The following is a 20708-nucleotide window of genomic DNA, read 5'->3' as shown; positions in this document are numbered from 1 at the left end:
TCCAATATTCAACTTCATTAGTGGCAGGATGTCGTCTTTAACTTAATGAGAGAACTTGTTTTTGGACAAGGTGATCATCATCACGCCTACAATATTGAGCATGCAGCCGAACCATTGTATGCCATTTAGGTGTTCACCTAAAAATGCTGTGGCCAATAAAATTGTCAAGATTGGGCCAATTGAAGCAATCATGGCCGATTGTGCCGCACCTAAACGGGCGATACTGTGCGCCATGAGTAAGGTGGGCAAGACTGTGACAAATATCCCTAAAGCTATGCCATAGCCCAGCACTTCTACAGGCAGTTGTTGCACCAGTCCCAGTGGATTCGGTGTGACCAAACTGTAATGCGTAAGCGTACCGATGCAGGCAGTACTTAAAGCCAGACCTGTAAAATTCCATGAACCAAAATGCTGAATCAGGCTTTTGGTCAGCAATAAATAGCCTGCAAAACACACTGCACTGGCGAACACCAAACTACTGCCTAACCAAAAATACGTGTCATGTGGGGTATTGCTCTGTTCCTGTAACATCACAATCACTGTTCCGCCATAACTCAGAGCAATTGCAAACAGACTCAGCCAGCTCAGTTTCTGCCGATACATTACGCTCGAAGCCAGAACGGTGAGCGTTGGATATAAAAACAGAATAATGCGTTCTAATGAAGCGCTAATGAACATCAGCCCTAAAAAATCCAGCCAGCTAGAAAAATAATAGCCCATCAGACCTGCAAATATTATTAGCAGCCAATTGCGTGTAGAGATGTTGCGACTGTGATGGCGATTGAGCCAACAAATCAGCAAGAAGAAAGGCAGGGCACTTGCCATGCGCAAAGCCATGAGTACGGTTGCATCGACCAACGGTGAAAGTGCATAAGCCTGTTTAATAAAAATGGCTTTGGTACTAAACAAAAAGGCTGCAAATAAGGCAAAGATGGAGCCCCATTGTGTGGCGTTAAGTCTGATCATGAAAAATGCTGTCGAGCAAGGTGGATGCAAGAAAAGTGACACATGCCGCGCACACAAATGCAAGTTGCATGATAGATAAAGGCAGATGCGACTGCATGGATAAAGCTGTGTGCTGTATTTGAGCAAGCATAGCCGATTTTATGCAGATGGTCTGCTTGAGATGGCATAAATTTTGTGAAAAGTAGAGTAAATGAGCTTTGCACGATAATGGTGCAAATTAGTTGAAAATATTGCAAAACAGAGAAAATCCATCATCAGACTAAATGACGCACAAAAAAAATGAAAAAAATAGCAGCACTTAACTTAGACCTGAGTTGAATAAATTCAAGCTTCTTTTAAAAGTTTTACTGTTTCAAATATTCGATTTTACTCATAAGGCAAAGGTAGGTTTTTCTAAGGTTTTCAGATGCGCAAAACACTTCTAAATTGAACCTTGTTGTGCGGTGTAAAAATTGTCAAAAAAGTCAATTTGGTGTTTAAGTTTTTGCTTTTAGCGCTTAAATGTATAGATATGCAATCTTTTAGCGCTAAGTCGGATTTTCCCAATTAAGTGAAATGCGTGTCAGAATGATCAATGCTTAATTCATTTAAATGTGGTCAACTGCAAGCTCAAAGCATCGCTTTTTTTCTTTTAGACACTTCAAATCGAAGTTTTGCTGAATAATTAGACTTATATTCAAGAAGCAAAACTTATCAATTATATCTCGCAACAATATTTTTATGAATCATCAGTTCAAAATATGGGTATTTATTAAATAAATATTGGGTGGTAATTTAAAAATGTTGCATTAGAATCCAAAAATTCAACAAAACTTATCCTGAGGGGAAAGCATCGTTATCCACGATGTTGACTTAAGAAAAACTAGCTTGAGGAACGCTCATGCAGATCGGAATTCCAACCGAAACTGTTGTCGGTGAAAATCGTGTCGCTGCGACGCCAGAAACAGTAAAGAAGTTGATTAGCGCGGGTCATAGCGTAGTCATTGAACGTGGTGCAGGCGTAAAAGCCGCTTATATCGACAGCGCTTATGAACAAGTAGGCGCGACCATGACAGATGATGCTTATCGCGGTAGCCAAATGATTTTGAAAGTTCGTGCCCCAAAGGGTGAAGAAATTCAAAAACTTGCACCGAACAGCACTGTGGTGGCGATGTTTGATCCTTACCGCAATACTGAATTAGACCAATTTGCTGCGGCTCAGGTGTCTGCATTTGCTTTAGAGCTTTTGCCACGTACCTTGTCGCGTGCGCAAAATATGGACGTGTTGTCATCACAAGCCAACTTGGCAGGTTATAAATCTGTGTTGTTGGCTGCAGCAGAATATCAACGCATGTTCCCAATGTTAATGACGGCAGCGGGTACTGTAAAACCTGCGCGTGTTGTGATCATGGGTGTGGGTGTTGCTGGTTTGCAAGCCATTGCAACAGCGAAGCGTTTAGGTGCTGTAGTCGAAGCAACTGACTTGCGTCCAACGGCAAAAGATCAGGTGGAATCTTTGGGTGGTAAGTGGTTAGACGTACCAATGTCTGAAGAAGAACAACAAAAAGCTGCCGATGCTGCCAAAAATGGTTATGGCTGGATGCCTGGTGAACAATACATTAAAGACCAAGCAGTGATTGTCGATAAAGCCGTTTCTAATGCGGATATCGTGATTACCACTGCGTTATTGCCGGGTCGTGATGCACCGCGTTTAATCAAAGCGGAAACTGTGGCAAAAATGAAGCCGGGTTCTGTGATTTTAGATATGGCAGTCGAAACGGGCGGTAACGTCGAAGGTTCACAATGCGGTGAAACTGTAGTGACTGCCAATGGTGTGAAAATTTTGGGTATTCCAAACATTCCATCGACTGTATCGACAGAAGCATCTGCACTATATGCGCGTAATGTGTTGAATTTTGTTGAAACATTATTTGATAACGACAAGAACTTCGCATTGAATCCTGAAGAAGAAATTCAGAAAGCGTTGCTGGTCACTCATAACGGTCAAGTGCTGTTAAAGCGTGGTTAAGGAGAATTCTCATGGTTGAAACAATTACGATTTTTGTCCTTGCCATCTTCGTAGGTTACTACGTGGTGTGGGGGGTAACACCTGCGTTACATACGCCATTAATGGCAGTAACCAATGCACTTTCTTCAATCATTATTGTAGGTGCGATGATTCAAACTGTTGGTCTACCAATCATGGGTGTAGAAGGCAGTGTCGATTTCCAAACCATTAATGTGGTGAGTGTACTGGGTGCGATTGCTGTGTTCTTGGCAAGCATCAATATTTTCGGTGGTTTTGCAGTGACTGCACGTATGCTGGAAATGTTCAAACCAAAAGCAAAGAAAAAAGAGGGCTAATGCATGGAATTTATTCGTGAATATGCAGACTGGTTCTATTTAATCGGGGCTGTGCTCTTTATCTTAACTTTACGTGGTTTGTCTGGGCCTAAAACTGCGATTGCGGGCAACCGTTACGGCATGATCGCAATGGCGATTGCAGTCTTGACTACATTCTTTGTGGCAGACAATCCAGTTGTGTGGATGATTCTGGCAGCTATGGCAGCAGGTGCGGTGGTGGGTATTGCCCGCGCACGTACGGTGCCAATGACTCAAATGCCTGAAACTGTAGCGTTAATGCACTCTTTAGTCGGTTTGGCTGCAGTTTTAATTGCGATTGCTGCGATTATTCATAACAACAAGTTAATCGAACTTGGTCCAGACTTGTTGGCTGCAAATGGCATTACTTTCCATGAAATGAGCAAAGTTCATTTATTTGAATTGTTTGTGGGCTGTTTCGTGGGGGCGATTACCTTTACTGCATCTGTTTTTGCATACGGTAAATTGGCGGCGAAGAAATGGGCAAAAACTATTTCGGGTGCATGGGTAAAACCTGTTCAGGCGTTAATTTTCCTTGCTATGCTCGGTTTTGGGATTCACTTCTTCCTGAGCGGCAACATGACTTCATTCTGGGCAATGACAGGTTTAGCATTGGCATTCGGTTGGGTATGGATTGCACCAGTGGGTGGTGGTGACATGCCAGTTGTGGTGTCATTGTTGAACTCGTTCTCAGGTTGGGCGGCAGCAGGTATTGGTTTCACACTTGAAAACAACATGCTGATTGTTGCAGGCTCATTGGTCGGTTCTTCAGGTGCGATTCTGTCTTACATCATGTGTAAAGCCATGAACCGTTCAATCATCAACGTATTGTTTGGTGGTGCGATGGGCGGTGCAGCAGCACCAACGGCAGCAGCGGGTGCACAAGTACAACGTAACTACCGTTCAGGTTCTGCAGATGATGCTGGCTTCTTGATGTCAAATGCAGACAGCGTGGTGATTGTACCGGGCTATGGTATGGCGCAAGGTCGTGCACAGAATGCAGTCAAAGAATTGGCCAACTTGTTAAAAGAGCAAGGTGTAACTGTTCGTTTTGCGATTCACCCAGTGGCAGGTCGTATGCCGGGTCACATGAACGTATTACTTGCAGAAGCAGACGTACCGTATGAAGACATCTTAGAAATGGACGAAATCAACTCAGATTTCCCTGCAACAGATGTGGTGTTGGTGATTGGTGCAAATGACGTAGTTAACCCTGCGGCAAAAGACGATCCAAACTCGCCAATTTACGGCATGCCAATTCTTGAAGCGCATAAAGCACGTACCATTATGGTCATCAAGCGCTCAATGGCAACAGGTTATGCGGGTCTAGACAACGACTTGTTCTATAACGACAAGACCATGATGATCTTTGGTGATGCCAAGAAAGTTGTGGAAGATATGACTAAATCAATCAACGGTACAGGTCACTAAGACACTGTTTCCAGATATGAAACCGCCTTCGGGCGGTTTTTTTTATGGCTGATGTAAAGTGGTTAATTGAGATCAGGCAGATTGAGTTCGGGCGAGTTTTATAGGATTGGTTTGAAGCAATGTATTGGGTAGGGGATGATATAAACCAATATTTGGTGGGTAGATTAATGCGATATAAAAATGATTAGGGATATGAGCTTCAAAAGATCTGCATTAAAAAAGCGACTTATTTGAAAGTCGCTTATTGTGTATCTTTAAGGCTGCTCAAGTGAGCTGTTGTATTAAGCAACAGACTCAGGCGTAGTGCGCCATAAGCTTTCTAGGTCGTAGAATTTACGCGCTGTTGGTAGCATGATGTGAACCACTACCATACCAAGATCGACCAAGATCCATTCTGCATCACGTTCACCTTCAATACCAATTGGGCGGAAGCCTGCTTTGCGCGCTTCTTCGGCAACATTGTCGGCAAGAGATTTTACGTGGCGAGTTGATGTACCGCTAGCAATCACAATGGCATCTGAAACATTGCTGATGCTGCTGACATCAAGTTCAACAATTTCTTTGGCTTTTACATCAAGGAGAGCTTCATGTACAACTTTAAGACAAGTTTGTACGTCATGCTTTTGGGTATTCATTGCAAGATCGTGAGAATTAGAAGCGCCGGGCGATGGTTCTAAATTCATGGGGTGTATAATTTCCTAAAATTATTCATCGTCTAATATAGCTGTTTTAGCCTGAAATTTCAAATCGGTTTAATTTTAACCACTTTGATTTGAGGGAAAGTATTTGTCTTTCCATGCAAATGATTGATTTGACGCCAGACTTGGGCGGTATTCTGCAGCGATATAGCCTGAATAAGCACTGTGCTGTAACCATTTGAAAATAGTAGTATAGTCTAGCTCGCCTGAATCGGGTTCATGGCGTCCTGGATTGTCGGCAAACTGGATATGACCAATATCCTGAATGTTTTCTTGCAATGCGCTCAGCACATCTTCACCCATCATCGCCATGTGATAACAGTCGTATTGCATTTTAAGAGCAGGATGTTTGACTGCTTCTAGCATCTCTTGAGCTTGCGCAATATTTTGTACTAAAAAGCGTGGCATGTCGGTGCCATTAATCATTTCAAAGACAGGCTGAATATGATGTTGAGTGAGCATCGAGCAGGCCAGTTTTAGGTTTTCTGCCAGTGTGTTTAAGCAAGGCAGTAAATCGGCATCGACAGGTTGTTTGCCTGCCAAAATATTGACGCTAGGGACATTTAATGCCGTGGCATAGCGGATGGCTAACTCTAAGGCATGATGAAATTCAATCTCTTTTCCGGGTACGCCCGCCAAACCATTGCCGCCTTGCATGAGGTCATCCGCAGGGACATTGATTAAACACAGGCTGAGTTGGTGGAGTGTGAGTTGGGTTTGAATCTGCTCAATACTCAGCTCATAGGGAAATTGAATTTCAACATGCTGAAAACCATGTTCGCGTGCAAGGGCAAAGCGTTCAATTAAAGGCACTTCGGTAAAAATCATCGACAGATTAACCGCCAGTTTAGACATGCAGGTGCTCCTTGCAGGCAAAGGTTGGATCAGGAATCAAGCCGATTAAGCTTCGACCTGATGAATAATGGTGGCTAAATCTGCTTCTGCAAAACCCTTGGCTTGATGGGCTTGCAGTTGTGAAAGGGCTTTTTCTGCCACAGGAATCTGTAACTGAAATTGCGCTGCCAGTTGTAAGGCATTGTTTAAATCTTTAGACAGGGTTTGGACTTTCCATTGCACAGGCTCAAAACTGTGAGTTGCCATACGTGGAGTTAAAATCTGAAACGGTTTCGAGTCGGCAAAACCACCCGCCAAAGCAGGTGCAAGTAAACGGGTGTCTACGCCTGCCTGTCCTGCTAAGGCAACAGCTTCGGCAATTAGGGTGCTGTTGGCAGCAACAATCAGTTGGTTGCAGATTTTAGTGGCTTGTCCTGTGCCTGTTTCACCCATACGGGTTACACGTTGTGACAGCACATGATAAATCGGGCTTAATTTTTCGATGGTGTTTGCATCACCCCCTGCAAAAATCACTAAACTACCTTGTTCGGCTCCCGCAGTGCCTCCCGATACAGGTGAGTCAATCCATGTGACCTGTTTGAGGCTGGCTTGCTGCGCTAGCTTTTGGGTTTGATCTACAGACAAACTGGAAAAATCGACAATGACTTGTTGAGTAGTCAAAAATGGCTCAAATTGATCTAATACAGCTTGGACGGCATGATCATCGGCAAGGCAACTCAAGATCACTGGATATTGTCCGATCTCGCTCAATTGCAGCGACTTTGCCCCCAGACTGAGCACAGATTCGCAAGCCGCAGGGCTACGATTCCACACCGCGACCTCAAAACCTGCCTGAACTAAGCGGGTTGCCATGCGCGTACCCATGAGTCCCATACCTAAAAAAGCGATTTTTGTGTCACGATCAAAATGCATAGCGCTGATTCTCCGTTTTTGCCTACAGTACAAGTCTGGCTTGAAATGTCAATTTAGCCTTTGGTCAAAGTCTGTTGTGTTTGAACTGAATCAAAACTGACGCGGTGCAAAGGTCACTTCAGGGTTCTTGTCCTTTTTACGTGCCAGTTGGCTATTTTTACCCAGCAATAATTTTAATTGCCAAATTTTTTCTAAACGTAAAGATTTATTTGGCGCATGTTCCATAGCATCCAGCACTTGTTTGGCTGCAGCCAATGCATCAGGAGAGCGCTGTGCAATTTCTTCGGCAAGAGCTTGTGCTTTTTGTAAAGGTGTTGCATCTAAATGCGTGACCAAGCCAATTTCTTTGGCATAGTTGGCATCAAAAATACGTGCAGTTAAGGTCAGTTCTTTGGCAAGGTCTAAACCAATTAAACCTTTTAATGAACGGCTTAGCCCCATATCAGGCACTAAGCCCCAACGGCTTTCCATAATCGACATTTGCGTGTCAGGATGCGCGATACGAATATCTGCAGCCAAAGCCAATTGCATCCCTGCGCCAAAACAATACCCTTCAATTGCAGCAATTACAGGTACAGGCAATTGTTGCCAAACGAGAAATGCTTTTTGAAACAGGCTTTGCCCCGGCTTAATTAACTCCCAAGCCGCAAATGCACGGTTTTGTGGATTGTTGAGGTCGGCCAAGTCAATGCCTGCACTAAATACCTTTGCTTCGCCTGTTAAAATTACACAACGTAAGCTGCGGTCTTTTTTAAGTTTTTCGGCAGTCCGCACCAATTCTTTAAGTAGGGCAAAACTCATGGCATTGCGTTTGTCTGGGCGGTTCAGGGAAACTGTGGCGATGCCGTTATTTTTTTCGATACGAAGTAAGGTCATGATGTGAGCTCTTGTTTTTACTGGGCAAAGCATAACATGGGCAGCAGTGCGATAAATGACAGCAGAGTCACGGCAAAGCCTTGCGACCTTGCCTTTGATTACGTGACTTTTTTTTGTGAATAGTGCTGGGTGAGTCGTGCTTACAAACTGTATCTTCTCGTTGAGGCGTTCGCGGTGAATGTCACTTTGATGTTGGCTAACTCACCGCATTATGTTTGGTAAAAATGTGTTCTGCTGCATGTTCAACTTGCTGTATACAGGTTTGTAATTCCTGATAACGGTTTAAGACCTCTTGCACAAACAGATCATCGGCTTTACGACGTTCTTTACGTAAGGTCGAAACAAACTGTTCAAATGAGCCTGTTACTTCTTGCAGGTTCGGTGTGCCAACATAGCGGGTCGCACCATACAGACGATGCAACACATGCTCGAGTTGTGGGAAATCTTCCAGTTCAATCAGCTGTTCAATTTCATGTAATTCTGTGGCAAAGCTATCCACTAGCATTTTCAGTAAATCCACTGCAAGGTCTTCTTTGTTGGCTGCCAGCATTAGGCTTTGTTGCCAATCCAACACCTGTGGATCTAGCGCTTCAATCACAATGGCTTTATCGACTGCAGGTGGCTTATTAAAACTTTGCGTGGTCCAATGGGTTAAAATTTGGATGATTTGTTCAATCTGAATCGGTTTGGTGACATAGTCATCCATACCGACTTTGAGTAATTTTTGCTTTTCATCGGCAAGAGCATGCGCGGTGAGGGCAATAATAGGTAAGCGTTTGTGATTTTCCAAAGTCGATTCTAAAGAACGAATCGCACGGGTGGTATCTACCCCCGACATCACAGGCATTTGAATATCCATAAAGATCAGGTCAAATGGTTGCTGTCCCTGCTCAATGCGTTGCTGCAAAAACCCCAAAGCTTCCTGACCACTTTGCGCTTTGGTGGTGGTCACATTCAGTTCGCCCAACAAGGCTTCGAGTACAATCAGGTTTGGTAGATGGTCATCCACCGCTAAAACGTGCAGGCCTTTACCATCAAATGATGCAGACTCCTGTTCATCAAAACTGTTTTCATTGTTGAGTAAGTCAATTAAGGCTGAACGACTGAGCGGTTGATACAAAGCGCGCGCACGATATTCATTTAACAGACTTGGGTCTAGCGCCATTTGATAGCCATACACTGCCAAGTTACCTTGATAACGGGTACGAATTTCTTTTAATAAAGCTTCGGTGTCGCCACTATGATCAACAATCAACCAAGTATTGTCTTGCAGGTCGGATACATCTTTTAAGCGGCTAAATAAATCTAAAATTGAAGCGGCTTCAATATGTCGCACCGCATAATTTTCAAGATAATGACGCAAGACATTCGCTGTGGCAGGGTGCGCCAAATATGAAACCACTTGAATCTCTTTAAAGTTTGGATGCTGCTGTGAATGCGCTTCATCTACCGCAAACATGGCAGTAAACCAGAAGGTCGAGCCTTTTTCGGTTGGGGCGCGTTCCTGATTGTCTTCAAAGCCAATTTGACCTTGCATCAAATGCACCAACTGCTTGGAAATGGCCAAACCTAAACCTGTACCACCAAATTGACGCGTGACCGAAGTATCACCTTGAGAGAAAGACTCAAACAATTTTTTACGGTCTGTACCGCTTAAGCCAATGCCACTGTCTTGGACGCTAAAGTGAATTAAGCATTGTCCAATATCGTCATGTTCTACCCGCGCCCGTACAATAATTTCACCATCGGGGGTGAATTTAATCGCATTGGAAATTAAATTGGTTAAAATTTGCTTGAAACGTAAAGCATCGCCCAGCACATATTGCGGCACGTTATCGGCAAAATAAAAGGCCATGTTGATGTGTTTTTGCGCAGCCAAAGGCGAGAGCATATCCATCACATCAAAAATGGCTTCTTCTAAATCAAAGGGTGCGGTATCCAGTTCCAGTTTGCCTGCATCAATTTTAGAAAAATCCAATACGTCATTAATGAGTGCTAAAAGATGCGCCGATGATTTACGAATGGTCTGTAAATATAAATTCTGTTCATTGCTAAGATTTTCCTGACGCAATAACAGGTGAATAAAGCCATCAATACTGTTTAACGGTGTTCTGAGTTCGTGGCTGATGTTAGCTAAAAATACCGATTTAGACTGGTTGGCAGAAATCGCTTGGTCACGTGCCTGACGATAAGTGATGTTTTGCACTTCCAAAGTATCGAGGGTGCGGCGCAAGTCATCTTCGGTTTGTTCGGTATGTTCTTTGAGTTCTAAAAAGCTGAAATGCAGGCGTTTTACCACATTGGCAATATCCCGCTGCAGTAAGCGTAATTCGCCAGTACTGTTAATGACCATGTGTTGATCGAGCGTATCGGCATTCAGGCGTTGTAGCTGCATGCGAATTTCATACATTGGCGCAATCCAGCGACGTGAATAGAAGTTCAGACACAGCAATAACAGCAATAAAGTCAGTAAGCCTGTGGCAATTAATACAATCATGACCCGATAACGGGCTATTTGTAGCGGTTGATTGTCTAGTTCAATCAGCAACCATGCAGGACGGTTGATTTCCTGCTGAATTTGCATGCCATACACATGATTGTTTTTATATTGAATTGGGCCAAAAAAATCGGCATTTTTAGGGAATTGGGGCCATTCGTCTTGATCTTGAAAGCCCATGCTTAAACGGCGTGTACCTGAAGCATCAATCAGTGCAGTACGAACCAAGTGTTTTTCGTTCATCATGTTTTGCATAAAAGTACGTGCTTCTTCGTACTTCCACGGAAAGCTAGCCAGTTGATGCAAAGCTGCTTCAGATGGCAACTCAAAACGGGTCAAAATCGCAATTGCCATTTGTCGCTGCTGTGCTTTTGCGGCATTCGAGGTTTCAGATAAAACTAGCATCGTGCCGACGCATGCCAAAACCATAATTGGCACAAAAATAAGTGCAATCAGCTGTCCATAAGCATGATTTAAATGTAAGCGCTTAAATAACTTTTTATTGATATTTGACATGGTTAACGCAGTTTAATCCCTATGTTTGGCAGTTTAGCATGCTTTATTTCTGCTGACTGTGTTTTCATCTGTTTGGTGCGAGTGGTTCAGCTGCATCTCGCAATCAATCGGTGTGCATTTTTTTGCATCCATCCCGCAAAAGACAATCTGAAATTGTGTTCATCTTGCCTAGAATTGTGTAGGCAGTGAGTGATGCATAAATTGTCGGCAGAGTATTGCTGTTTTGATAAAAAGCCTGTGAAAAACGTGCAGGAAGGTGCAAATTTTCATACAATAAGCCCACCTTGATATTGGTGCAGAGCATGCTTGATACCCAATCAGATTTCCAAAGTGATGAATTTTTGTTAGATCATTATGTGGGCAAAACCCCATTGGTGCGTTTGCAGCGTTTGGCAAGTCATACGCAGGCAACGGTTTTGGCAAAACTGGAAGGCAATAACCCTGCGGGTTCTGTTAAAGATCGTCCTGCCTACAACATGATTATGCAGGCAGAAAAACGCGGTGAAATTCAACCAGGCGATACTTTAATTGAGGCAACCAGTGGCAATACCGGCATTGCTTTGGCGATGGTTGCAGCTATGCGTGGCTATAAAATGCAGCTGATCATGCCTGACAATATGAGCCAAGAACGTAAAGATGCCATGCGTGCCTATGGTGCAGAATTGATTGAAGTGACTAAAGCACAAGGCATGGAAGGCGCGCGCGATTTGGCTTTGCAAATGCAACGCGAAGGCAAAGGCTTGGTGCTGAACCAATTTGGTAACCCAGATAATGTTGAAGCACATTACCTGACCACAGGGCCTGAAATTTGGCAGCAAACGGGCGGTAAAATTACCCACTTTGTCAGCTCTATGGGCACAACAGGCACCATTATGGGTGTGTCTAAATACTTAAAAGAACAAAACCCAGAGATTCAAATTATTGGTTTACAACCATCAGATGGTTCAAGCATTGCGGGGATTCGCCGTTGGCCTGAAGCATATTTACCAACCATTTTTGACCGCAGCCGTGTTGACCGCATTATTGATATTCCGCAAATTGAAGCAGAAAAAACCATGCGCAAATTGGCGCAAAAAGAAGGCATCAGCGCAGGCACATCATCGGGCGGCGCGGTATGGGCAGCTTTAAAAATTGCCGAAGAAAACCCAGAAGCAGTCGTCGTTTGTATTATCTGTGACCGTGGTGATCGTTATTTGTCGACAGGTTTATTCTCTGTTCAAGATGCTGAATCGTGATATTCATTTTTCTATCACCCATTGAGTAAGATTTTATGCGTTTACCTGTGCTGATTTTCGATATAGAAACCGTTACCGATTTGAAGTCAGGCGCGCATTTATATCAACTCGATTTACCCGAAGCAGAGCTTGAACAAGCATTAATGAAGTTGCGTCGCCAAGAGGCGGGCACCGATTTTCAGCGTTTGCCTTTGCATGAAATTGTGTGTATTTCAGGCTTGTGGATTGATGAACACGGCATGAAGCTGTTTTCCTTTAGCCGTGAACACGACAGCGAAGCGACAATGCTGAAAAAGTTTTTGTCTATTTTTGATAAGCGTCATCCGACTTTGGTCAGTTGGAACGGTTCGCAGTTTGACTTGCCAGTGATTTTATTCCGCGCCATGTATCACGGGCTCTCTGCACCAAGTTTATTTGATCAGGGCGAGATTGATCAGCAAAAACGCTATAACAATTATCAAAACCGTTACCATCAGCGTCATGTCGACTTAATGGATGTGATGGCAATGTTTAATGGTCGTCATTTCCAAAAGTTGGATGACATTGCGTATTTGCTAGGTTTTCCGGGTAAGCGTGTAGATGCGGGCTATCATGTTCCTGCATTTATGCAAAGCGGTGAATGGTCAAGGCTGACACGTTATTGTGAAGGTGATGTCTTAAATACTTGGCTGATTTATTTGCGTTGGTTGCTGCTCAAAGGACAGTTACTGCTTGAAGAGCATACTTTATGGGTACAGCACACCATTCAATATTTGCATACTCAGCCGCAGCATGCAGACTTTTTAAGCGTGTGGCAGCAGAGTTCGCAGCAAACTGAATTTACCCGTACAGATTTTCCTGAAAAAAGTGTCAGCACGCCTTCAAATGACTCCGTGATGCCTTTTCAATCACTCCCATCTTCCGATATTTAGACTGATATGAAACATCGCAGTAAAAACCGTACCACGCAGCAGGCTGAATATTGCTTTCAGGTGGAATCGTTGTCACATGAAGGGCGCGGGATTGCACACTACACAGCTCAGTCGGGTCATCCAGCCGAGAAGCAGGGGAAAACAGTTTTTATTGAGGGCGCATTGCCGGGTGAAACAGTACGCGCAAAAATTACGCATAGTAACAAGCGCTTAGAAGAAGCTGAGTGTCTAGAAGTACTGGGTGAGCCTTCGGCATTACGGGTTACGCCGCCGTGTCCGCATTATCAGCGTTGCGGTGGTTGTAGCATGCAGCATATTCAGTTGGATGAGCAGATTCATCTCAAACAACAGGTGTTGCAGTCGCATCTGCAACATTTTGCGCAAATTCAGCCTGAAGAATGGTTAGCGCCTTTGCGTTCACAGCGTGAAGATTATCGCCGTAAAGCCCGTGTTGGGGTGCGTTATATTGCCAGTCAAGACAAATTGGTGGTCGGTTTTCGTGAGCGTAATAGCAATAAATTGACCTCAATTGACCGCTGTATGGTGTTGGATCAGGCATTTGGTTCGTTAACACGAATCAAGCAGCTACTCCAAAGTCTAACAGGCAAAGCCCATATTGGTCATATAGAATTGGCAATGGGAGATCAAGAGATTGCTTTGGTGGTAAGGCATACAGAACAACTATCTGCAGCCGATATCAACCAGTTACAGCAGTTTGCGTTACAGAAACACTGGCAATTGTATTTGCAGCCTGAAGGCCCAGACAGTTTGCATCGGGTTGATGATCCGCACGCAGCAATGCGTTTGCATTATCGTTTAGATGATTTTGATGTGAATTTTGGCTTTCATCCCCAAGACTTTACCCAAGTCAATTCTACAATTAATCCACAAATGGTTAAGCTGGCATGTGATTTGCTTAACTTAAAATCAGGTGATCGGGTGCTTGATCTGTTTTGTGGATTAGGCAACTTTTCATTGCCGCTTGCACGTTGTGTAGGTGCAACAGGAAAGGTGGTTGCTGTAGAGGGTTCAGAGCAAATGGTGCAGCGTGGTGCAGAGAATGCACAACGTAATGATTTAGACAATGTTAAGTTTTATTCACAAGATTTAACAAAAGATTTTTCGCATCATTCTTGGGCAAATCAAGGATTTGAGGCATTATTAATTGACCCTCCGCGTTCAGGCGCAGAGGAAGTGATGTATTATGTGCCCAAATTTGGCGCAGATAGAATCGTTTATGTGTCTTGTAATCCAGCCACACTCGCAAGGGATGCAGGTGTATTGGTCAAGCAGGGCTATCAATTGAAAAAAGCAGGCGTGATGGATATGTTTCCGCATACGGGGCATGTCGAATCCATTGCCTTGTTTGAGAAAGAAAAGCAAATAAACGATTTATAATATGAAGTACATAGAGGTAGGAGAAGGGTATGGTCACAGTACGTGAACAACTTCCTGGACGTTTAAATGAACTGTCTGAGGAAACGACTGTAGAACATGCCGAGCAAGCCCGACAGGATTTAGCAGAATGGCTAGACCGAGTACGCGGGATTTACGATGGGGCGGCACTTGAACAATTAGAACGCGTTGCCAATTACACCCTGAAAAAAGAGCTGGAAACAGACGTCAGTCATCCATCGCATACCTTATATACAGGTATTGAGATGGCGAATATTTTAGCGCACTTGCATGTCGATGAAGACACTTTGTCTGCAGCCATGCTCTATCGTAGCGTGCGTGAAAATGTCATGCAGTTAGATGAAGTGCGTGAAGAATTTGGTGAAGCAGTTTATGGCTTGATCAAAGGCACCTTGTCGATGGGTAAGTTGTCTGAACTGATCGAAAAAAACAAACGTCTAGAAGATCACTTTAATAACAATCAGCGTGAACATTTAACTGGCATTTATAAAATGCTGATTTCCATGACGGAAGATGTGCGTGTTGTGCTGATTAAACTGGCAGAACGTACCTATTCTTTACGTGAGTTAGCCACAGCTTCAAAAGAACGTCAGGAACGTGTTGCACGTGAAATTCTAACCATCTATTCGCCATTGGCACACCGTTTAGGTATTGCTCAACTGAAATGGGAACTTGAAGATTTAGCTTTCCGTTATTTAGCACCAGACCGTTATAAAGAAATTGCCACACTGCTGAATGAAAAGCGTTTAGAGCGTGAAAATTATATCCAAAGTGTGATTTCACAATTGCGCACAGAATTGGGCAACAACGGTATTCATGCTGAAATTAGTGGTCGGGTGAAACACATTTATTCGATTTATCGAAAAATGAAAAGTAAAAACCTGAGCTTTGATCAGCTCTATGACATTCGTGCTGTACGGGTCTTGGTCAAAACCATTCCTGAGTGCTATCACTCATTGGGTATTGTGCATCAATTGTGGCGACATATTCCGCATCAGTTTGATGACTACATTACCAATCCGAAAGCCAATGGTTATCGCTCTTTACATACCGCAGTGATTGCAGAAAACAAATCACTGGAAGTGCAAATTCGTACCATGGATATGCACGAAGAAGCCGAGTTGGGGGTGTGTTCACACTTCAACTATAAAGAAGGCTCTAAGGCGACGGACCATTCGTTTAATCATCGTCTACATTCTTTACGTTCAGTGTTGGAACATTATCAGGAACGTAATGATGCCAGCGCACATAAAGATGATGATGATTCTGAAAACTTTGAGCAAATCCAAGAGTTTGAAGATTTTGAAAAAATTTATGTGTTCAGCCGTGATGGTGACATTAAAGAGTTACCACGTGGCTCGACCGTACTGGATTTTGCTTACCATGTGCATACCGAAGTGGGTAACAAATGTTATGCCGCACGGGTGAACCAGCGTTATGTGCCGCTGACCTATACCCTAAAAACAGGTGAGCAGGTCGAAATTCTGACCAAAAAAGACCGTGAGCCAAACCGTGATTGGTTGGTGAATTCTTTAGGTTATATTAAGACAGCACGTGCGCGCGATAAGCTGCGTCATTGGTTTAGACAGCAAGACCGCAGTAAAAATCTGGAAGTTGGGCGTGAAGTGCTCAATAAAGAATTGTCACGTTTGGCGATTCATCCAAAAAGTATTGATTTAAATGATTATTGCAATCACTTTAACGTCAAAACAGGTGAAGACATTCTGATTGGTTTGGTGAATGGTGATATTAGCCTGCATGCCTTAATTAATCAGGTCAATCGTCACATGCACTTAGATCAGGATGAACCTGAACTGGTGTTGAAGCCAACCTTGAACCCACGTGCCAGCCATACCTTATCGGCACATGGCATTTTGATTGATGGTTTGGATAACGTTGAACTGCATATCGCACAATGCTGTCAGCCTGTGCATGGTGAAGCGATTGCGGGGTATATTACCCTGAACCGTGGTGTGAGTATTCACAAAGTGGCGTGTTCGGACTATGTGCGTATGATTGGCAACGAACCTGAACGTGCGGTAGAAGCCGATTGGGAAATGCAGCCAACCCGTGGTCAAAGCGTGCAAATTGTGGTGGAAGCCTATGACCGCCGTGGTTTGCTCAAAGACTTAACCCAAGTGATTTTTGCCGATCAAATTAACATTCGTCAGGTGAATACTATTTCTGAAAGTGATGGTATCGCCAATATGAAATTGTTAATTGAGGTTAAAGGCTTGGCGCAACTTTCTCGTTTGTTGGCACGTTTAGAGCAGCAACCAGGGATTATCAGCGCACGTCGTTTGGTGCAAGGCAGCTAAGCGAGCACGCTTTAAAAAACCAGCATGTTTGCTGGTTTTTTTCTATCGTATTTCAGCCAAAATGGAGAAGGGCGGATGAATAAAACACCTAAAAAAATTTGTGTGAATGTTAGCCGCATTCAGCAGATTTTTAGCCCCGATCCAAGCACTGCACGCAATGAACAGATTCAACAGCAAAAACAGGCTATTTATCGGCATCGGAATCAATTGCTTTCTGGATACTTAGAACACGATATTCAAAACAGCGATATTGAGCGTAACCCACATGGCAAGCCATTTTTGACAGCATTCCCTCAATTGCAGTTTAACCATAGTCATAGCCGTCAGCATTATGCTTTGGTAAGCAGTTTTGAATTGCTCGATGTTGGCGTAGATGTCGAGGACTTAGACCGTAAGGTGCGTTTCGATGCCTTGGCACAACATGCGTTTCATCCCAATGAACTCCAATACTGGCAAGATTTGGAACAAGACGCTGATTATTGGTTTCGTGTCTGGACAACTAAAGAAGCAGTGCTGAAAGCATCAGGTTTAGGGATTCGTTTAAGCCTGAATGAGTTGGATACTCGTATGCATCCCAATGCACAGGGCGGCATTTGTCATCATCCACAGATTGGGCATTTTGCCTATCAAAACTTTCGTTTATCAGATTGTATGTTGACCGTAGCATGGCGAGCAGCGCCATCTTGCGTAGGCTTTCAGTTTCCACAGATTCATATTATTCAGCATTAACATCGCAACGTCAGCGTAAATATCGCAATGCTAAGGCACAAAAAAGCCTATCCGAAGATAGGCTTGAATGTTGGTGTCAGCAGAAATGCATTAAGGAATTTCTTGCTCTTCACCTTCAAATTCAGGTTTGACTTGAACAATAAAGTCCTGACGGTTCAGACCGCGCCATACGGCAAAGGCTGTACCAATATAAATAGATGAATATGTTCCGACAAATACACCCACAAACATCGCAATCGAGAACCATTTCAGACCATCACCACCCATGATCATCATCGCGACTACAACCAATAATAGGGTCATAGAGGTGTGAATGGTACGACGTAAGGTTTCTGTCAGCGCAATGTTCACCACTTCAAGCGGTGTTGCACCACGGATTTTACGGAAGTTTTCACGAATACGGTCAGATACAACAATGTTATCGTTGAGTGAGAAGCCAATAATCGCCAATAACGCTGCCAATACAGTCAGGTCAAATGGCCATTGCATCATGGCAAAAATACCCAGTGTCACAATAATATCGTGGAACAATGACAGTACCGCACCCATTGCCAGTTTGAATTCAAAGCGAATGGTGACATAAACCAACATCAATAACAGTGCTAAAGCTACAGCGCCCGCAGAACGTACGTACAGCTCATTACCGACTTGACCACCAACCACATCTACCTTTGGCACAGTTGCCGTGTTATTTGGTAGTTGTACCGCAGCAGTAATTGCTTTGGTTAAGTCTTCTGCTTCAACATCTTCTTGCACAGGCATACGTACCATTAGGTCGCGGTCTGAACCAAGCGTTTGTACCACAGGGTCGTTAAAGCCTGCTTTGACCAATGCGTTAGAAACATCGGTGGCTTTTACTGGATTGCTATAGTTGAGTTCTGCAGCAATACCCCCAGTAAAGTCCAAACCTAAGTTTAAACCTTTGGTGGCAATGAAGAAGATACTGGCAACCGTTAATAGAATAGAAAGCAATGCCGCAGGCAAAGCAATCTTCATAAACGGAATCACGCGCTCATCATCAGGGCGGCCATATTTTTTTGAAGGCAGTTGAGTATTCTCAGTCATCAGTGATCTCCTTAAATGCTCAACTTTTTCAAGTTACGTTTTTTGCCGTAGATGATTTGTACAATTGCACGGGTCACTGTAATTGCAGTAAACATCGAGCAGACAATACCAATCATGAGCGTCACAGCAAAGCCTTTGATTGGACCTGTACCAATCGCAAACAGAATGAATGCCACCAAAAATGTGGTTAAGTTCGAGTCGAAAATAGTGTTATACGCTCGGTCATAACCTGCCACAATGGCTTGTTTTGGCGAGGCGCCCCACTTAATTTCCTCTCGTATTCGCTCACAAATCAAGACGTTGGCATCCACCGCCATACCAATGGTGATGACGATACCCGCAATACCTGGCAAGGTGAGTGATGCACCAATCCAAGACATGACGGTTAAAATCATGGCTAAGTTAAACACTAAAGCGAAGTTGGCAATCAGACCAAACAGACGGAAGAACACCACCATCCAGATTGCAACCAAAATGAAGCCAATCTGAGTCGACAATACGCCTTTATCAATGTTTTCTTGACCCAAGCTTGGACCAATCACACGTTCTTCAACAAAGTACATTGGCGCTGCCAAGGCACCTGCACGAAGCATTAAGGCCAATTCAGAGGCTTCTTGTGGGGAATCTAGACCTGTAATACGGAACTGCGAACCCAATACCGCCTGAATGGTTGCAGCATTAATGACGACAGATTCGGTATATGGGGTGCGTACTTCAGTTTGTGTGCCAGTTTCATCGGTCACATAGCTAATACGTTGTTTGTTTTCAATAAACAATACCGCCATACGTTTACCCACAGCGTTACGTGTCGCATCTGCCATGAGTTTACCGCCCGCAGCATCAAGGGTAATGTTAACTTCTGCACCGCCTGTATCTTGGCTAAAACCACTCGACGCATTTTGAACACGCTCACCCGTTAAAATACGGCTGCGGTTCAATAATAATTGGCGACCACTGTCCAAAGATTCAAAGGCAAACGCTTCTGTGCCAGGTGGTACTGTACCTGTAGTCTGACCTGTGTACGGATCAATATATTGATCATTTAAGTCAGACACCAAACGGAATTCGAGGTTCGCAGTACGACCGAGTACACGCTTCGCTTCAGCAGTATCTTGTACGCCTGGCAATTCCACTACAATACGGTTGCTACCTTGAGTTTGTACCAAAGCTTCAGCCACACCTAACTCGTTAATACGGTTACGTAAAGTAGTTAAGTTCTGATTGACCGCATACGACTGAATTTCCTGTTTACGGACATCGGTATAGTTCAGACGTAAGCTAGAGCCTTCTGTGGTGGCTACAGCTTGCTGTGTGTATTCATTGCCGTTACGACGCAAGAAATCCATCACTGCATCACGGTCTGCATTATTGGCAAACTGTAGGGTGATGGTGTTGTTATTCAGCGAAAGGCTATTAAATTTCAGCTTGTTGTCACGCAATTGACGGCGTAAATCGGTGGCTGAAGTTTCCATACGCTGGCTGATGGCCTTGTCCATATCCACTTCTAATAAGAAGTGCACACCACCACGTAAGTCCAGACCGAGTTTCATTGGTTTTGCACCAATTTTTTGTAGCCATTCTGGTGTGGTTGGCGCAAGGTTCAGCGCCACGACATAGTCATCACCTAAACCGCGACGTAAAGCTTCTTTGGCTTTGAGTTGGGCTTCTGAGGTGTCTAAACGCAACAATGCGGCATTGTTGGTAAAGCTGTTGTCATGACTGGCAATATTTTCTGATTGTAAAATTTGCTCTGCTTTTTGTATGATGCTTTGATCAATTTGGGTACCAGCTTTGGCACCTGAAATTTGAACAGCAGGTTCATCTGGATACAAGCTAGGCAGGGCATATAATGTACTCACCACAAGAACAACGAGGATGAGCAGATATTTCCATGCTGGGTAACGCATTTATTTTCTTCTTAA

The 20708-nt window shown here is 43.8% G+C and carries 16 protein-coding genes; 8 read left to right on the top strand and 8 right to left on the bottom strand.

The annotated features are described in order from the left end of the window. Nucleotides 1–42: 42 nt before the first annotated feature. Entirely contained in the window at nt 43–966 is a 924-nt protein-coding gene (locus tag FTT91_RS03070) for a DMT family transporter (RefSeq protein ID WP_096901401.1), read from the bottom strand. A gap of 880 nt (nt 967–1846) precedes the next feature. On the opposite strand from FTT91_RS03070, the gene FTT91_RS03065 reads away from it, so the two are divergent. Genes FTT91_RS03065 through FTT91_RS03055 form a run of 3 tightly spaced genes read left to right on the top strand, consistent with a single transcriptional unit; the run spans nt 1847 to nt 4758 of the window. Continuing rightward, nucleotides 1847–2974, top strand: coding sequence for a Re/Si-specific NAD(P)(+) transhydrogenase subunit alpha (locus FTT91_RS03065; protein ID WP_004974923.1), 1128 nt, complete (start codon nt 1847–1849; stop codon nt 2972–2974). A gap of 11 nt (nt 2975–2985) precedes the next feature. Next, entirely contained in the window at nt 2986–3309 is a 324-nt protein-coding gene (locus tag FTT91_RS03060; protein ID WP_004974924.1) for a proton-translocating transhydrogenase family protein, read from the top strand. A gap of 3 nt (nt 3310–3312) precedes the next feature. After that, nucleotides 3313–4758, top strand: a complete 1446-nt coding sequence (locus FTT91_RS03055) for an NAD(P)(+) transhydrogenase (Re/Si-specific) subunit beta (protein WP_004974925.1) — start codon at nt 3313–3315, stop codon at nt 4756–4758. A gap of 281 nt (nt 4759–5039) precedes the next feature. Here FTT91_RS03055 and rsfS read toward each other — a convergent pair whose 3' ends face one another. The 5 genes from rsfS to FTT91_RS03030 form a co-directional block, all read right to left on the bottom strand. Then, on the bottom strand, nt 5040–5441 hold the full coding sequence (gene rsfS, locus FTT91_RS03050; protein ID WP_004974926.1) for a ribosome silencing factor: 402 nt from the start codon (nt 5439–5441) through the stop codon (nt 5040–5042). A 75-nt stretch (nt 5442–5516) separates the two neighbouring features. Continuing rightward, entirely contained in the window at nt 5517–6311 is a 795-nt protein-coding gene (locus tag FTT91_RS03045; protein WP_180168952.1) for a hydroxypyruvate isomerase family protein, read from the bottom strand. 45 nt (nt 6312–6356) lie between these two features. Beyond that, a complete protein-coding gene (locus FTT91_RS03040) occupies nt 6357–7223 on the bottom strand; it encodes an NAD(P)-dependent oxidoreductase (RefSeq protein WP_180168951.1) in 867 nt (288 codons plus the stop codon). 90 nt (nt 7224–7313) lie between these two features. Further along, nucleotides 7314–8099: a crotonase/enoyl-CoA hydratase family protein gene (locus FTT91_RS03035; RefSeq protein ID WP_004974929.1), complete on the bottom strand. Its 786-nt coding sequence runs from the start codon at nt 8097–8099 to the stop codon at nt 7314–7316. Nucleotides 8100–8295: 196 nt separating this feature from the next. Further along, nucleotides 8296–11112: an ATP-binding protein gene (locus tag FTT91_RS03030; RefSeq protein ID WP_180168950.1), complete on the bottom strand. Its 2817-nt coding sequence runs from the start codon at nt 11110–11112 to the stop codon at nt 8296–8298. Between the two features lie 302 nt (nt 11113–11414). Between FTT91_RS03030 and cysM the strand changes: the two genes are divergently transcribed. From cysM to FTT91_RS03005, 5 genes are all read left to right on the top strand, one after another. Further along, entirely contained in the window at nt 11415–12347 is a 933-nt protein-coding gene (gene cysM / locus FTT91_RS03025) for a cysteine synthase CysM (protein ID WP_179990032.1), read from the top strand. Between the two features lie 35 nt (nt 12348–12382). Then, nucleotides 12383–13258 (top strand): 3'-5' exonuclease, encoded by an 876-nt coding sequence (locus FTT91_RS03020; RefSeq protein ID WP_180168949.1) that lies wholly within the window; start codon nt 12383–12385, stop codon nt 13256–13258. A 6-nt stretch (nt 13259–13264) separates the two neighbouring features. Continuing rightward, nucleotides 13265–14656, top strand: coding sequence for a 23S rRNA (uracil(1939)-C(5))-methyltransferase RlmD (rlmD, locus tag FTT91_RS03015; RefSeq protein ID WP_096902674.1), 1392 nt, complete (start codon nt 13265–13267; stop codon nt 14654–14656). 29 nt (nt 14657–14685) lie between these two features. Beyond that, nucleotides 14686–16992: a bifunctional (p)ppGpp synthetase/guanosine-3',5'-bis(diphosphate) 3'-pyrophosphohydrolase gene (locus FTT91_RS03010; RefSeq protein ID WP_180168948.1), complete on the top strand. Its 2307-nt coding sequence runs from the start codon at nt 14686–14688 to the stop codon at nt 16990–16992. Nucleotides 16993–17067: 75 nt separating this feature from the next. Next, complete coding sequence (locus FTT91_RS03005) at nt 17068–17721, top strand: 4'-phosphopantetheinyl transferase superfamily protein (protein ID WP_180168947.1); 654 nt, start codon at nt 17068–17070, stop codon at nt 17719–17721. A 90-nt stretch (nt 17722–17811) separates the two neighbouring features. Here the strand turns inward: FTT91_RS03005 and secF are convergent, their stop codons facing one another. Both secF and secD read right to left on the bottom strand, forming a co-directional pair. Next, entirely contained in the window at nt 17812–18789 is a 978-nt protein-coding gene (secF, locus tag FTT91_RS02995; protein ID WP_180169018.1) for a protein translocase subunit SecF, read from the bottom strand. An 8-nt stretch (nt 18790–18797) separates the two neighbouring features. Next, complete coding sequence (secD, locus tag FTT91_RS02990) at nt 18798–20693, bottom strand: protein translocase subunit SecD (protein ID WP_104852524.1); 1896 nt, start codon at nt 20691–20693, stop codon at nt 18798–18800. Nucleotides 20694–20708 lie beyond the last annotated feature (15 nt).

Source organism: Acinetobacter sp. YH12021, from assembly GCF_013420145.1.
GTDB classification, from domain to species: domain Bacteria; phylum Pseudomonadota; class Gammaproteobacteria; order Pseudomonadales; family Moraxellaceae; genus Acinetobacter; species Acinetobacter towneri.
This window is presented reverse-complemented; position numbering and strand designations above follow the sequence as displayed.

Coding starts and splice junctions, on each gene's coding strand:
- FTT91_RS03070 (WP_096901401.1), bottom strand. CDS start 966: ATGATCAGACTTAACGCCACACAATGGGGCTCCATCTTTGCCTTATTT.
- FTT91_RS03065 (WP_004974923.1), top strand. CDS start 1,847: ATGCAGATCGGAATTCCAACCGAAACTGTTGTCGGTGAAAATCGTGTC.
- FTT91_RS03060 (WP_004974924.1), top strand. CDS start 2,986: ATGGTTGAAACAATTACGATTTTTGTCCTTGCCATCTTCGTAGGTTAC.
- FTT91_RS03055 (WP_004974925.1), top strand. CDS start 3,313: ATGGAATTTATTCGTGAATATGCAGACTGGTTCTATTTAATCGGGGCT.
- rsfS (WP_004974926.1), bottom strand. CDS start 5,441: ATGAATTTAGAACCATCGCCCGGCGCTTCTAATTCTCACGATCTTGCA.
- FTT91_RS03045 (WP_180168952.1), bottom strand. CDS start 6,311: ATGTCTAAACTGGCGGTTAATCTGTCGATGATTTTTACCGAAGTGCCT.
- FTT91_RS03040 (WP_180168951.1), bottom strand. CDS start 7,223: ATGCATTTTGATCGTGACACAAAAATCGCTTTTTTAGGTATGGGACTC.
- FTT91_RS03035 (WP_004974929.1), bottom strand. CDS start 8,099: ATGACCTTACTTCGTATCGAAAAAAATAACGGCATCGCCACAGTTTCC.
- FTT91_RS03030 (WP_180168950.1), bottom strand. CDS start 11,112: ATGTCAAATATCAATAAAAAGTTATTTAAGCGCTTACATTTAAATCAT.
- cysM (WP_179990032.1), top strand. CDS start 11,415: ATGCTTGATACCCAATCAGATTTCCAAAGTGATGAATTTTTGTTAGAT.
- FTT91_RS03020 (WP_180168949.1), top strand. CDS start 12,383: ATGCGTTTACCTGTGCTGATTTTCGATATAGAAACCGTTACCGATTTG.
- rlmD (WP_096902674.1), top strand. CDS start 13,265: ATGAAACATCGCAGTAAAAACCGTACCACGCAGCAGGCTGAATATTGC.
- FTT91_RS03010 (WP_180168948.1), top strand. CDS start 14,686: ATGGTCACAGTACGTGAACAACTTCCTGGACGTTTAAATGAACTGTCT.
- FTT91_RS03005 (WP_180168947.1), top strand. CDS start 17,068: ATGAATAAAACACCTAAAAAAATTTGTGTGAATGTTAGCCGCATTCAG.
- secD (WP_104852524.1), bottom strand. CDS start 20,693: ATGCGTTACCCAGCATGGAAATATCTGCTCATCCTCGTTGTTCTTGTG.